Annotated in this window: 10 protein-coding genes and 1 pseudogene; 5 read left to right on the forward strand and 6 right to left on the reverse strand. The window is 65.9% G+C overall.

The features are described 5' to 3' along the window. The first annotated feature begins 43 nt into the window (after window positions 1–43). The 3 genes from ACNANG_RS21970 (at window position 44) to ACNANG_RS21980 (ending at window position 2330) form a co-directional block, all read left to right on the forward strand. Complete coding sequence (locus ACNANG_RS21970) at window positions 44–211, forward strand: hypothetical protein (protein WP_420224793.1); 168 nt, start codon at window positions 44–46, stop codon at window positions 209–211. A gap of 229 nt (window positions 212–440) precedes the next feature. Continuing rightward, window positions 441–1688, forward strand: a complete 1248-nt coding sequence (locus ACNANG_RS21975) for an MFS transporter (RefSeq protein ID WP_420224794.1) — start codon at window positions 441–443, stop codon at window positions 1686–1688. Window positions 1689–1721: 33 nt separating this feature from the next. Next, window positions 1722–2330, forward strand: coding sequence for a flavodoxin family protein (locus tag ACNANG_RS21980; RefSeq protein ID WP_420224795.1), 609 nt, complete (start codon window positions 1722–1724; stop codon window positions 2328–2330). A 146-nt stretch (window positions 2331–2476) separates the two neighbouring features. Here the strand turns inward: ACNANG_RS21980 and ACNANG_RS21985 are convergent. From ACNANG_RS21985 to ACNANG_RS22000, 4 genes and pseudogenes are all read right to left on the reverse strand, one after another. Then, a pseudogene (locus ACNANG_RS21985) lies at window positions 2477–4551 on the reverse strand (AsmA family protein). Window positions 4552–4669: 118 nt separating this feature from the next. Continuing rightward, window positions 4670–5026 (reverse strand): hypothetical protein, encoded by a 357-nt coding sequence (locus ACNANG_RS21990; protein ID WP_420224796.1) that lies wholly within the window; start codon window positions 5024–5026, stop codon window positions 4670–4672. Window positions 5027–5045: 19 nt separating this feature from the next. Then, on the reverse strand, window positions 5046–6038 hold the full coding sequence (locus tag ACNANG_RS21995) for a hypothetical protein (RefSeq protein WP_420224797.1): 993 nt from the start codon (window positions 6036–6038) through the stop codon (window positions 5046–5048). Between the two features lie 42 nt (window positions 6039–6080). After that, on the reverse strand, window positions 6081–7343 hold the full coding sequence (locus tag ACNANG_RS22000) for an FAD-dependent oxidoreductase (RefSeq protein ID WP_420224798.1): 1263 nt from the start codon (window positions 7341–7343) through the stop codon (window positions 6081–6083). 261 nt (window positions 7344–7604) lie between these two features. Between ACNANG_RS22000 and ACNANG_RS22005 the strand changes: the two genes are divergently transcribed. Together ACNANG_RS22005 and ACNANG_RS22010 are read left to right on the forward strand one after the other, a co-directional pair. After that, the gene (locus ACNANG_RS22005; RefSeq protein WP_420224799.1) at window positions 7605–8651 is read left to right on the forward strand and encodes an AraC family transcriptional regulator; all 1047 of its coding nucleotides are present in this window, start codon (window positions 7605–7607) and stop codon (window positions 8649–8651) included. An 18-nt stretch (window positions 8652–8669) separates the two neighbouring features. Continuing rightward, on the forward strand, window positions 8670–10169 hold the full coding sequence (locus ACNANG_RS22010; protein WP_420224800.1) for an O-antigen ligase family protein: 1500 nt from the start codon (window positions 8670–8672) through the stop codon (window positions 10167–10169). Between the two features lie 139 nt (window positions 10170–10308). Here ACNANG_RS22010 and ACNANG_RS22015 read toward each other — a convergent pair whose 3' ends face one another. Both ACNANG_RS22015 and ACNANG_RS22020 read right to left on the reverse strand, forming a co-directional pair. Next, on the reverse strand, window positions 10309–10908 hold the full coding sequence (locus tag ACNANG_RS22015) for a MarR family winged helix-turn-helix transcriptional regulator (RefSeq protein WP_420224801.1): 600 nt from the start codon (window positions 10906–10908) through the stop codon (window positions 10309–10311). A gap of 22 nt (window positions 10909–10930) precedes the next feature. Next, window positions 10931–13693 carry a beta strand repeat-containing protein gene (locus tag ACNANG_RS22020; RefSeq protein WP_420224802.1) on the reverse strand — a complete coding sequence of 921 codons (2763 nt, stop codon included), beginning with the start codon at window positions 13691–13693 and terminating at the stop codon, window positions 10931–10933. Window positions 13694–13761 lie beyond the last annotated feature (68 nt).

The raw sequence follows: 13761 nt of genomic DNA on the forward strand, positions 1-13761 counted from the left end.
TCCCCACGGCCGCCCCATCGTCGCGCCCAACCTGCGCAACGTCATGGCCGAACTGGCCGGTACCGGCAACGTCCCGTTCCTGTCGAGCAACGACATCACGGCCTACAGCGTGTTCGATTCCAAAGCCGGCACCGTCAGCAGCTATGCCTTCGACACCCGCTACCCCGCCCGCACGCCCATCAAGTTCGACGAGTTCCCGCTGATCGGCTGATAAAGAGCAGCCCCCGCACTGAGACAACCCACTAAGGGCACAGCGGATCTAGCTGCGCCAGTCCACTGGTGCCGCCCCGGGGGCGGCGCGCAGCGCTGAGGGTGGACTTACCTCCCACGTCGCGCGCTGAGACACTGCCCCTTAGGGGCACAGCGGATCTGGCTTCGCCAGTCCGCCAGTGCCGCCCCTGGGGGAGGCGCGCAGCGCCGCGGGGGGGCATAATGCATGTATGCCATCAGACAACAACAGCGCCGGGCTCAGCCGGCGCCAGTCCATCTTCATCTTTGCCTGCTTCGCGATCGCGTATTTCTGTTCGTACGGCCTGCGATCCGTCAATGCCGTCCTTGCGCCCTACATCACGCAGGACCTCAAGCTCAACACGTCCCAATTGGGCTGGCTTTCGTCAGCCTTTTTCGTGTCGCTGGCCGTCATGCAAGCCCCACTTGGCGTATGGCTGGACCGGTATGGTGCGCGGCGCGTCGAGTCCAGCCTGTTGGTGGTAGCCGCGATCGGATCCTTCGTGCTGGTCGCGGCGGACGGCTTTGCGCTGACCTCGCTCGGACGCGCGCTGATCGGGTGCGGCGTGGCGGCCAGCCTGATGGCGCCGTTCTCGTATTTTCGCCGGTGCTATCCGGCTGACCGCCAGCCGCAGCTGGCCTTGTGGATCCTGGTGGCGGGCACCGGCGGGGCGGTGTTCTTCACGACGCCGGCGGCTGCGCTGGCCGCGGCATGGGGCTGGCGCAGCGTACATCTGGCGTCGGGCATCTCGCTCGCGGTCATCGCGGCGCTGCTGTGGCGATTCGTGCCCGATGCCGACGTGCAACGGCTGCCGGCCGGACAGGCGTCCGAAGACCTGTCGTTGCGCCGGCTGTTGCGGCATCCGGTCATCCTGCGCGCCATGCCGCTCGCGGCGGTCGGGCAGGGCAGCATCATCGCCTTGCAAACGCTGTGGGCCGGACCCTGGATGACCGACGTGCTTGGCATGAGCGCCAGCGAAAGCGCGACGGGGCTGTTGTGGTCCATGGTCGCGATGATGGCAGGCTACGTCGGAATGAGCGTGCTCAGTCCGCCCCTGCAGCGGCGCTTTGGCCTGACGCCGATTGCCCTGGTCGGTTACGTGATCTGCATTTCGGCCATCTTCCTGATCGCCGTGTCGCCCATGCGCGAAGCCTGGATGTTGTGGCTGGTGGTGGGCGTGGGCGTCGCGCCCATCATGTTGATGCAGCCCGCCCTGGCCATGCAGTTTCCCAAAGAAGCCGCGGGGCGCCTGGTGACGCTCTACAACATGTTCGTGTTCGTGGGCGCCTTCATTGCGCAGTGGTCGGTCGGCCTCGTGGTCGACCTGCTGCGGGAGACGGGGCTGTCCCGCCCGCAGGCGTTCATGCTGACGTTGGGCGGTGTGGCGGTTCTGCAGACTGCAGTCCTGCTGTGGTTTCTGCATCAGGAGCGCAAAGCGCGGCGGAACGCCACTTGCTGAGCTTGACGGCATTGCCATCCACAGGGGAATGTCATGTCGCTCACCACATTGGCCATCAATTGCACGCTCAAGCCGTCACCGAACGATTCGTCATGCGGACTGCTGTTGTCGCGGACCATGGAACTGTTCAATCAGGCCGGCGCGCCTGGCGAGATCATCCGGGCCGTCGACTACACGATCAAACCGGGCGTGACGGCCGACGAAGGTGAGGACGACGACTGGCCAGCGTTGCGAGACAAGGTGCTTGAAGCAGACATCCTGTTGTTGGGAACCCCGATCTGGCTTGGCCATCCGTCCAGCGAATGCCAGCGCGTGCTGGAACGGCTGGACGCCATGTTGAGCGACAGGGACCAAGGGGGCCGCATGCTGACCTTTGGCCGGGTGGCGGCAGTCGCAGTGGTAGGCAACGAAGATGGCGCGCATCACGTTGCGGCCGAGCTATTCCAGGCCTTGAACGACGTCGGATACACCATTCCCGCGTCCGCTACGGCGTACTGGGTGGGCGAGGCCATGCAAGGCGTCGATTTCAAGGACCTGCCCAAAACGCCTGAAAAAACGCAGGGTGCCATGGAAGTGCTGGTCAACAACTGCGTGCACCTGGCTAAGCTGCTCAAGCAGGGGCAGTATCCCGAAGTGAAATAGAAAGCGGCCCGCCGATAGGGCGGGCCGTTGACCATGCACGCGGCTCTCTAATACTGCGAGCCGCTGCGGCTTACACACGGCCCCCGAAAGCAAGGCCGTGCTTCGGCTTACGAACGGCCCCGGCAACGGGGCCGTGCGCCTTCGGCTTACCGGCTCTTGGGAGCCGGCGCCTGGGGCGCGCCCTGCATCTGGCGCAGCATTGCGCTGCACTTGCTGTCGTCCTCGCCAGCGCTCGGAGCGATCAGCGCCAGCAGGCCAGCGGCCGGGGCGGCAACCACACCCAGTGCCACCATGCCAGCTGCGCGCGCGGCCAGCGGACCCACGTGCACGCCGGGCTTGGGATCCTTGAAGGTCCCACGCACATACAGCGGCGAACGCAGCGAGAAGATCCGGAAGCCCTTGCTCTTGGGCGTGATGTCCAGGTCCATGGCTTCGGTCTTGAAGTTGGTTTCGCCCGTGACGTTGATAATCGCGTTCTCGGTGTCGAAGACGAACATGTTCGGCGTGGCCAGGCCATCTTTGATCGCGATGTCCGACGCGGCGCAATTGATGTTCACTTCGTCGTCGCCGAACAGTTTGCTGACCACGTAGTTGCCCACGTTCAAGCCGGCGATTTCCATCAGGCTCTGGCTGATGACGCCATCATTGACCAGCAATTTGACTTCGCCGTTCGAAGAACCCAGCAATGCCGCGACGGAATTGCCCGTACCGGTGATCGCCGCATCGCCATTCATCTCGCCCAGGCTTTTCTCCATGGCCTTGGCATCGGCAAACAGCTGCTTGAGCTGCAGCTTGCGCGCACCGATCTTGACCCGTCCCTGCATCGGCGTTTTGGAACCGTCCAGTGCGATGGTCGAGCGCATGGTGCCGCCCGCCATGCCGAAGTTCAGGGGATCCAGCGTAAGCTTGCCGGCGTCCAGCACAGCATGCACGTCCAGGTTGGAGAGCGGCAGCTTGGCGCCATGCACGATGCGTTTGGCGGCCAGCGTCACGTCGGCGTCCATGTCTGCCCAGCGTTCCGTGCGGAATTCCTGCACTGGCAGGGCCTTGTTGGCAGGCTGCTTGGTCGCGCTGTCGTCAGGCTTTTTGGCGCCGCCCGATTGCACACCCACCAGCGGACCGAGATCCTCCAGGCGCAGCAGATTCGAGGTCAACCGGCCTGCCAGCTTGGGCCGGGGCGTGATCTTGTCGAACGAGATTTCGCCGTGGATATCGCTCTGGCCCACCTTGCCGTTGAAGCCACGGTATTCGAAGTGGCCGCCTTCTGGCCGGCTGATTTCCGCGACCAGACGTCCGTCCGTCGAATAGGGCGGCGTATCCGGAAGCGCCACGCCGATCAGCGGGAACAAGTCGGCCATGCTGGCGCCCGACAGCTTCAGCTTCACGTCAAGCTTGCCCAGGTGCATCGGGTCCGTGAAGGTTCCGACGACCGACCCACGCGTGTCGCCGACCTTGACGTCGGCCTGCAAAGGGAAGGGCACATCGGTTTCTTCAAGCGCCAGCCTGCCGCCGATCTTGCCTTCGCCGCTCAAGGACTGCGCGTTGTACTTGCCCTTCACGGCCCATCCATAGACGTAGTCGCGCAAGTCGGCCTTGCCAATGCTGCGCGCGTCGTTCGCGGCGGCCTCACCGGCGATTTCGGCGTAGGGAATCGGCTTGCCCAACGGATCGATCAACACTTCCAGATCGGCCTTCAGGGTCTCATCCACAAACGCAACACGCCCCTTGTCGAACAGGACCTCATTCAGGTCGATGACCCACGAGGACGGCTCTTCGCTGCCGTCGTCCTTCATCTGGAAGTTCCAGTTGGCCCGGCCATCCGCCAGCCGCTGCAAATCCGCGGACGGACGGGTCAGCTGGACGTGACGGATGACCACGCGATGCGCCAACAGGGGAAGGGGCGAGAGACTGAATTCGCCGCGCTGCAGGCTGGCGAACAGGGGGCTTTGCCCCAGTCGGTATTGGCAACGGTGATGTCGTTGGCGGTGACATGCGGCCAGGGAAACCAGCCGCGCCATCCGGTCGTATCGGCATCCCGCGCCCAGCGCACGCTCAGATCGCCATTGATTGCGAACTGGCGGCCGATTGCATCGGAAACTTTTTCATTGATCGTCGGCTTCAGCCGGTTCCAGTCGAAGGTAGCGATCACGATCACAAGGATCACAATCAGCAGGACCAACGTGCCAACGATTCCCGCGGCAATCTTCTTGTTTCGCGTCATTCGTCAGGTTTCCTTAGAGCACAAGGTGCGGTGAGGCGTCGAGGCAGCGCCAGACGTTGGCGCTGTGAGTCTGTCACCTCAGCAAGTCTTGTGCCCAACAGTAGCCGGAAGCGACGTGTCAGGACCTGGCCTTGACGGCATCGGCCAACGCCTTGCCGTATTGCACGGCGTCTTCGTAGAGCTTTTGATAGTGATCCGCCTGCTCATCCGTCATCTCGACATCGGGGTCGGTCAGAAAGGGGAACAGGAAACGCGCGGCTTCGCCGTACGTGTCAGTTGACGCCATCCACTTGTCGTAAATGTCGGGATGCGTGTCTTGCAGGCCGGCAACGATATCTTCGTGACGCGCCCGAAGCGACGCAGGCTGGTTCAGGGTCTTGAGCAGACGCCGGGCTTCGGCCGTGAACAGCGCCTGCAGTTCTTCTTCGGTTTCGACGTGATCGTCGCCGTCTTGGGGATTGGGGGTAGTCGTCATGAAAGGCTCGCTTTGAAAATCAGATCTTGTCGGCGTTTTCGTCGTCGCCATGCAAGAGCATGTCGTCGAGTTGCTGGACCAGCAGAAACTTGTCGATCAGGTTCAGGAAGGGGCTCGACACGTGGCGATGCCGGACCGCCGTGGCCACCTGCATCGCGTTCTGGCCCTCGTTGTTCTCAAGCGCAAAATCCGCGCCCAGTTTGATGAGCGTGGTCACCAAGGCAGCGTAGCCCGTCGACGAACCGTCCAGGAAGCGGCTCGTCTGGGTCAGGCCGGCAACGAGGTGCGCCATGGTAAACGAAAGCCGTGTGACCAGCCCGCCCTGAAGGCTTTCGGCATGGCCGTAGACGTTGATCCCCTGGCCCAGGTCATCATCGGCAAGCAGCGAGAGCGATTCGGCCACCTGGTGGAGATCCGCAGACTTCAATTGAGGACGTGCCATCTCGGCCAGTAGCCAGTTGGCGGCGTTGAAGCCGGCCAGCAGGGGCGGCGGCAGACGTTGTGCCGCGGCCACCGCGGCATCGGGATCACTGCGCAAGGCGCCAAGGAAGGCCTGGATGTCCGGTCCCTGCACATCCGGTGCAGCGCGGCCGGCTTCCGGAAGATCGAACGGCGCGGGAATGCGCAGGATGCGGAAGCCGACGGGATCTTCGGCGTGGCGCAGCGAGGTCAGAAAGTCGTCTTCCGCACCGTCGGCATAGGTGAACAGCGGGAACGCCGTGCGCAGCCGCGCCGCAGCGTCAAGGTCGCCGTCGCGCCCATCTTCGTCGGCATGGGTCGGCCCAGCCAATACCGCGCCCAGGCGGAATCGGGGCAGGGGCTCGGCCGCGTGGACCGTATGGGTTTCGGCAGGCAGACGCCAGGCATCGAGCCGGTCGGCAGGCACCCCCTTGAGCGCGCTCAAGGGATCCGGCGCGAGTCGCGCGTGATGGAGCGCGGTGACGTGGGCGGCCGACAATGGCGTGTCGGCGGGCAGCGCCGCCAGGCGCTGAAGCAGGTCATTCTGTAGCATGGAGCTGGCCTCCGTCATGGCAGGCGTCCATCATGGCACAACTCAAATGGGTCCCAGCATCTGGCCATAGAAACGGTCGACGTCAGCCTGGGCGCCAGCTTTCATGCGTTCGTTGCGTACCTGACAACTCGCATCGTTCTCGAGTCCCCCGGCTTCGCCCACCTTGCGCGACACGTCCTGCACGAACGCGCAGCGCGGATAGCGGCGCTCGCCAAAGGCCTGCAGGGTGTGTGTCAGCGGGGTGTCGGGCGTCCGGGTGCGCAGCATGTCGGCCAGCACCACGGCGTCTTCCAGCGCCATGGCGCCGCCTTGTCCCATGAAGGGGGTCGAGGCATGCGCCGCGTCGCCAATCAGTTGCACGCGTCCACGATGCCAGGGCAATGGCAGGCGCACCTCTTCGACCGAGGTATAGAGCGTTTCGGTCTCCGGCGACAGTTGCTCGAGATAACGGCGCGCCGGACCCTGGAATTCGTCGAACTTGGCGCGCATGTGCGCATGCCACGTGTCGGGCGCGTACCAGGGCCGCCCGGGTTCGTTGCTGGTGGCGTAGACATACAGCGTGTCGTGCGAGATCGGCATGACGCCGAAACGTTTGCCCACGCCCATCATCAGGAGCTTGCTGACGACGTCGGCGGGCCGTTCGTGAATGCTGCGCCAGACCCCAAATCCGGTGTACGTCGGTTCGATGGCGCCCAGGAGCAGGGTCCGCACGTGCGAGCGTATGCCATCGGCGCCGACGACCAGATCGCAGGCAATGGTTGCGCCGTCACTGGTCCGCACCCTGACGGGACCGAGTCGCGGAGCGTTGGCGGCGCCTTGCGTCGCACTGCCTGGCGCGGTGTCGGGCGCGCCGGCAGCGGTACTGTTCGCTGCCGTATGCATGGCGTCGTCCAGGATCGCGTCCACGCTCGTGCCCAGCCGCACTTCCACGCCCAATGCCTGCATGCGGGTCGCCAGCACTCGGTGCATCTCGGCGCGCTTGATGCCGATGACCGGGGGAATGCGGCCGCCGTCCGCGGCAGGGTAGAACACGTCGACGATAGGGTCGCCATGATGATCGAGATAGATGTTTTCGCCATCTTCCACGACAAAGCCCGCGGCCAGGATCTCGGGCAGGACACCGATCCGGTCAAGCGCGACCAGGCCGTTGCTGTAGATGAAAATGCCGGAGCTTTGGAAAGCCCACTTCGATTGCTTTTCGAGCACGGTGACGCGGTGGCCGTCCGAGGCCAGGGCAATAGCGAGCGCGGATCCGGCAATGCCGCCGCCGACGATAAGAGTATGAAGCGGGGACGAGGCGGTCATGGCGGCAGGTTGAGCGTGCTTGAGGAAAGTCGTTATTGTTGGCGACCGTTCGCGGCCGGGCAACCGCTTGCCGGGCCAAACACCCCGCCTTTCGTCCCGCGGCCGGCAGGCAAGTAATTGCGGATACCCAGAGTTGTCCGATGCAAGGTCTGTCGAACGCAATGGTTGCGATCTTCACCGTTGCGGCTTACAACCGTTGCGGCTTACAACGATGCGGCCGGCAACGATGCGGACCATGCAGGATCGAACAGGGGAGGCGCGGTGGATGTTCTGAGCGACGTATTGGCCGATTGCCGGGCAGACCGGGCCGTGACGGCGCGCTTTCGCCTGCGGGGTCCCTTTGCGCTCGAGTCCCTCGGCGTCGAAGGCGCGTTGATCCGCATGTCCACCGGCGGCGGATACTGGATTCGCATGGCGGACGAGGCGCCGCGCTGGATCGGCCCGCGCGATCTGGTGTTGCTGCCCTTGGGCAGCGCGCATTCGGTGTCGTCCGATCCCGCGCTGCCGCCGCAGCCGATCGCGTCGTTGATCGCACGGCACGCGGTGGGCGAACACGGCGATGCGCCCCTGGTGTTCGACACCGGCGAAGGCGACGCGCACATCGAGTTGTTCTCCGCCCACGTGTGGCTGTCGGCCTATGGCCGCGATACCGTGATGCGCCTGTTGCCACCGATCATCCACGTGGCGGACGCCGCATCGCCCACTGTCGGTCCGCTTGCGGCGATGATGCAGACCCTGGTCGATGAAACCCTGGTGCAGCAGCCGGGGTGGAAATTGTCGGCGGCGCGGATGGCCGACCTGCTGCTGGTGCAGGTGCTGCGGGCGCATCTTGCCCAGTCCGGCATGCAGCACGCCGGCTGGCTGCGCGGCCTGACCGATCCGGCGATCGCCCGGGCCTTGATGGCTATCCATCGCGCGCCGGAGCGTCCGTGGACGCTGGATACGCTGGCGCGCGAGGCCGGCATGTCGCGCACTCGTTTTGCCGCCCGCTTTCGCGAACGGGTCGAGGTGTCGCCGATTCAGTATCTGGCCACGCATCGGCTGACCTTGGCAGCGGATCGGCTGGCGCAAGGTGGTCAACGCGTGTCGGAGGTGGCCCGCCGTCTCGGGTTCACGTCGGACAAGGTGTTTGCCCGGGCCTTCACGCGGTGGGCCGGCGTGGCGCCGGGCGCATATGGAAACGGGCAACGGAAGGGGCCGGCTGGCGCGACGGGCACCGCAACGTCCGCTACTGAGTTCCTGGTCACGAAGGTTTCTGCCACGGACATTTCGGCCGCTTCAGCCCCTGCCGCTAAGATGTCGCCCTGACCAGAATCCTGCTCCTTCATGACCCTTTCCCTCCTTGCGTCGCGCTATCTGCTGACGTTGCTGACCTGCCTGGCGCTGGCCGTCGGTCCCTTCCTGCACATCCCGTGGACGATCGACGCGTCGTACCACAACAACCAGCGCCTGATGCAGGTCCTGGTGCTGGTGATCGCGGCCGTGACGGTCCTGGCGCGTCAGCACCGCCACGGCGGGGCCTTGGCCTGGCCAGGCAACGCGGGCGCTGCCTGGCTGGGACTGTGGTTGCTGCTGGGCATCGTGTCCGGCACGCAGGCGCTGTCGCCAAGGCATGCTTTCTACGAATGGGGGTCATTGACGCTGCTGATCGTGCTGGCATTGGCCATTGCGGCCGAATGGACACGGGATGCCGACGGTGGTCAGATCGCAGCCCGCATGCGCCGCATGGCGCTCTGGTGCGGCTACGGCTGCGTGGCGTATATGTTCCTGGCGATGGCCTATTACCTGATCACGGTCATCGGCCGCGTGCAGCCATCGCAGTTGATCCTGTCGCCCGGCTATGACAACCACCGTTTCCTGAATCACGTGCAGACCATCAGCCTGCCTTTCCTGGCCTGGCTGGCGTTGCCGGCGGCGGGCGTGGCCGACCATCCGGCGCATCGCGCCATGTGGTGGCGCATGACGGCGGCCTGGTGGATGCTGTTGTTTGTCACAGGCGGCCGCGGCACGGTGTTCGGCATCGGTGTGGCCGTCGTAGTCGTGCTGGTGCTGTATGGGCGCCAGGCCTGGCCCTGGACGCGTGTGCTGCTGACCAGCGCGGTGGCCGGGATCGTTGCCTATCTGCTGCTGTATGTGGCCGTGCCGCTGGCCCTGGGACTCAAGCCGTTCGGCGTGTTGCAGGGAGTCGCCGAACGCAGTCTGGTGGACCCGGCGTCGGGTCGCCTGGACCTGTGGCGGCTCTCGTGGTCCATGATCCAGTCGCACCCCTGGCTGGGCGAAGGTCCCCTTCATTTCGCGCATCGGGCCATGGCGCTGAAGGCCAATGCGCACCCGCATGACTGGCTGTTGCAGATCGCAGCCGAATGGGGCGTCCCGGCCGTCGTGGCGCTGACGGCCGCGCTGGTGTGCGGCGTCATGGCCATCTGGCGGCGGGGGCGCGCGGTGGCCCCCGATGACGTGGCCGGACAGGCGCTGCGGGCCACGCTGATGGGCGGTGTCGCGGCCACGATCGCCGATGCCTTCGTATCCGGCTCGATGGTTATGCCCATGAGTCAGTTGTGGATCGTCGTGCTCATTGCGTGTGGGGTGGCGTGGACGAAGCGGATGCCGGCGGCGCCCGGCGCCCGGCCCGACGGCGCCGCTGGCCGGGTCCAACGCAAGGTCTGGACCAGCCTGTTCATGGCGCTGGTCCTGGCCTTTGCCGTGGCGTCCGTGTTGCGCGCCATGCTGCCGGAAGCGCTGGACCTGACCGCGCAGGAGCGCGATTTTACGCCGCCAGCCTACCCGTTCTTCGCCCCGCGCATGTGGCGCAACGGGTATTTCTGAGTGTCGTCACGACGCGGGGAGCCGCCCATGGCGTTGCTGCCGGCTCGGCGCCGCCGACAATCAAGCGCGCCATAAAAAAGGGGTACGCCAGTGCGTACCCCTGTCCAAGACGCGGCCGTTGCCGGCCTCGCCATCACACTCAGTTGTGCTCCGCGCTCTTGCGCGGCGCGAACTCGCGCCGGATCTCCGCAAGGTTGGCGTTGCCACCGTCGTTCAGCATGCCCAGGGCTTCCGTCTTCAATGCATGCACGCATTGCGCCAGGAAGCTGTGCACCGCCGACAACTGTTCGTGCTCATAGTGCGCGCCGATGTGTGCGACTTCTTCGGCGACCGACCGCATGTGGTGTTCGATCTCCGCGCACTTGGCCGCCACCGGCCGGATCACGACGATGCGCCGGTCGAGCGGGTGCTTGTCCCGCACGACATAGCCCGCTACCTCGAGCCGGTCGATCACGGCGGTGGTGCCGCCCGAGCTGATACCGGCCAGGCAAGCCAGCTGGCCTGTCGTGATCGGCTCGAACTCGATGACGAGCTCCAGCGCCTTGACGTCCGCCATGCTCAGGTGAAGGCGTTCGGCCAGTGCCGTCTGGTAGAGCGAGGTATAGACCGTGAGACGCCGGCCCAGCATGGTCACGATGTCGTTGACCATGTTGTCGCTGTCCCGCTCTTCGGACTGCATGGTGTGGGTACCGAGGCTTGCACCGCTCATGGCGCCCATCGCGTTCTCCAGTTGAAACATAGGGACTGCTCCTTGTAGTGGTTTACTTACGGCCGCCGAGCAGTCCGCCCAGCAGGTTCTGCACCGGTGCCAAAGCGCCTGACGTGCCCGTCGTACCGGTTGTGGTCCCCGCTTGGCCCACACCCGAGGTCAGACTGTTGACCGCGCCCGTAAGGTTGGTCAATACACCTCCTACAGGATTAGGCGCCGCCGGATTGGCCGTGCTCACAACCGCGCCAGTGCTGGTCACCGCCTGGCCGACACCCGTCACCACGCCGCCGACCGCCGTGCCGAGAACCGGCGTCGTACCGCCAACCTGCGTGCCGGCCTGGGTCAGCGCGCCGCCGACTTGCGTCACGATGGCGTTGATCGGTGCGCCCAGGCCCGTTTGTGCACCCACGGTCTGCGTGGCGGCTGTCACGGGAGCCACGATGGGTGTGACGATCGGATCGAGCGCCGCGCCGGCCTGTCCGAGGCTTTGCGCGGCGCCGACGTTGACGAGGTTGTCGACGGCGCTGCCGGTGTTGGTCAGCGCCGGCTTGGCGATGGGCAGCGGGCTGGACGAACCGGTATTACCGAGCAGCCCACTGGTGACCGGCGCCAGCACATTGCCGGTGCCACCCACCAATTGGTTGAGGTTGCCGGTAATCGGCACTAGTGCGCCAGGCGCCGTGTTTCCCGTGCCCGGCGTTGTAGCCGCGCCACCCAGAATGTTGCCGACGACAGGCAGGTTGGTCAGCGCCCCGTTGTTGCCTGCAACGACCGGTGCAACGATCGGGGCGACGACTGGACCGACGACTGGCAGGTTGGTCAGCAGACCGTTGTTGCCTGCAACGACCGGTGCAACGATCGGGGCGACGACCGGACCGACGACTGGCAGGTTGCCGACGATGGCGCCCAGGCCCGTCGCGGGTGGCGTGGCGCCCGTGCCCGGGGTGGTGGCGCCACCCAGGATATTGCCGACGACCGGCAGATTGCCGACGACGCTGCCAAGGTTGACGCCAACAGCTGCGCCGACGCCCACGCCAACGCCAACACCGGTTCCGGTGCCAGTGCCAGTGCCAGGCGCCGGGGTCGCGCCACCCAGCAGGTTGCCGACGACAGGCAGGTTGGTCAGCAGACCGTTGTCACCTGCAACGATCGGTGCAACGACGGAACCGACCACCGGCAGATTGCCGACCACCGCGCCAAGGCCCGTGGTCGGCGTCGTGCCGCCATTGCCCGGGACCTGTCCGGCGCCGCCGACGATGCCACTGAGCAGGCCGCCTTCGCCCGTCACGCCCAGCCCCGACGTCAATGCCTGCACCGTACCGGTGGCATTGTTCAGGACCGAGCCCAGCGGGTTCGTGGCGGCAGGCGAGGCGTTGACCAGTGCACCCGCGCTGGCCACCGTGTTGCCCAGACCGGTGACAACGTTATTCAGCGCGGTGCCGCCTACCGGCAAAGACCCACCCGTGTTGGTGCCGGCATTGGCGATCGCGCCGCCCACCGAGGTCAGCAGACCGCTGACCGGCTGGCCCAGACCGGTGGCCGCGCCGACATTCTGCGTCAACGTCGTGGCCGCGCCTGCGACCGGGCTGACCAGCGGGTCGAGGCCCGTCCCGACCTTGCCGAGCGTGCTGGCGAGGTTCAGGTTGGCGACGTTGTCGACGGCCTGGCCCGTGGTGGCCAGGCTGGGTCCGAGCACCGGCGGATTGGCCGCGCCGCCATTGACGTTGCCGATCAGGGTCGTGATCGGGGAGAGCAGGCCGCCTTCGCCGCCGACATTTTGCGTCAGGCTGCTCACGGCGCCCGTCAGATTCGTCAAGACCGTTCCGACCGGGTTCGCGGGATTGCCCGTGCCATCGAGCAAAGCGCCCGTGCTGCTGACGGTATTGCCAAGGCCGGCAACCAGGCCGCTTACGCCGCTGGTCAGCGGCGAGTTGCTGGTGTTCAACGCCGTGCCGACGTTGGTGACCGTGCTGCCCACGGTGCCCAGGACGCCATTGAGCGGCGCGCCCAGGCCGGTGGCCGCACCGACGGTTTGAGTGGCACCCGCGACGTTCCCGGCAACGGGAGTGATGACGGGATCGAGCTGCGTGCCGGCACCGCCAAGGGTGGGCGCCGCGCCTACATCGATGACATTGTCAACGACCTGACCAACACCGCCGAGGACGGGGCCGAGCACGCCGGTAAGGGGCGTATTCGGTGTGCCCGGATTGGTGGGCGTGCCCGTGCCGGTGCCCGGCGTCGTGCCCGTGCCAGTACCTGGGGTCGTGCCAGTGCCAGTACCTGGTGTCGTGCCCGTGCCGGTGCCTGGTGTCGTGCCGGTGCCAGTGCCCGGCGTCGTGCCGGTGCCAGTGCCGGGGTCGTGCCGGTGCCAGTGCCTGGGGTCGTGCCCGTTCCAGTGCCCGGGGTCGTGCCGGTGCCAGTACCTGGGGTCGTGCCTGTGCCGGTGCCTGGAGTCGTGCCTGTGCCGGTGCCTGGAGTCGTGCCTGTGCCGGTGCCTGGAGTCGTGCCCGTGCCGGTACCCGGCGTCGTGCCCGTGCCACTGCCCGGATTCGTGCCCGTGCCAGGATTCGTCGGTGTGCCACCGCCACCGCCGCTGCCGCCGCCGGGCGTGCCGGCATCCCCCGAACCACCGCCGACGAGACCACTGGTTCCGCCGGACGAGGAACACCCCGACAGCGAAGAAAGCGCCAGCAGCATGGCGGCGACCAATACGCGACCGCCTGGTTTTGTGATCTGTGTGTTCATGATGTTCCTCTGTCTTTCTGATGCGGCGTGACTGCCTGATCCCCTCATTGCAAAACGTATGCCAATGCATGGATCGACTGCGAAAAGCCACATGCCCGCGCACCTCGCCGAGGACGCTAAGGTCTTGCAAACACAGGA

Origin of the sequence: Pigmentiphaga litoralis, assembly GCF_048632615.1 — a bacterium.
Taxonomy (GTDB): domain Bacteria; phylum Pseudomonadota; class Gammaproteobacteria; order Burkholderiales; family Burkholderiaceae_B; genus Pigmentiphaga; species Pigmentiphaga litoralis_B.

Bases quoted from the DNA above. Each gene is read 5' to 3' on its own strand.
- ACNANG_RS21975 (WP_420224794.1), top strand. From the start codon at position 441: ATGCCATCAGACAACAACAGCGCCGGGCTCAGCCGGCGCCAGTCCATC.
- ACNANG_RS21970 (WP_420224793.1), top strand. From the start codon at position 44: ATGGCCGAACTGGCCGGTACCGGCAACGTCCCGTTCCTGTCGAGCAAC.
- ACNANG_RS22010 (WP_420224800.1), top strand. From the start codon at position 8,670: ATGACCCTTTCCCTCCTTGCGTCGCGCTATCTGCTGACGTTGCTGACC.
- ACNANG_RS21980 (WP_420224795.1), top strand. From the start codon at position 1,722: ATGTCGCTCACCACATTGGCCATCAATTGCACGCTCAAGCCGTCACCG.
- ACNANG_RS21990 (WP_420224796.1), bottom strand. From the start codon at position 5,026: ATGACGACTACCCCCAATCCCCAAGACGGCGACGATCACGTCGAAACC.
- ACNANG_RS21995 (WP_420224797.1), bottom strand. From the start codon at position 6,038: ATGCTACAGAATGACCTGCTTCAGCGCCTGGCGGCGCTGCCCGCCGAC.
- ACNANG_RS22000 (WP_420224798.1), bottom strand. From the start codon at position 7,343: ATGACCGCCTCGTCCCCGCTTCATACTCTTATCGTCGGCGGCGGCATT.
- ACNANG_RS22020 (WP_420224802.1), bottom strand. From the start codon at position 13,693: ATGCATTGGCATACGTTTTGCAATGAGGGGATCAGGCAGTCACGCCGC.
- ACNANG_RS22015 (WP_420224801.1), bottom strand. From the start codon at position 10,908: ATGTTTCAACTGGAGAACGCGATGGGCGCCATGAGCGGTGCAAGCCTC.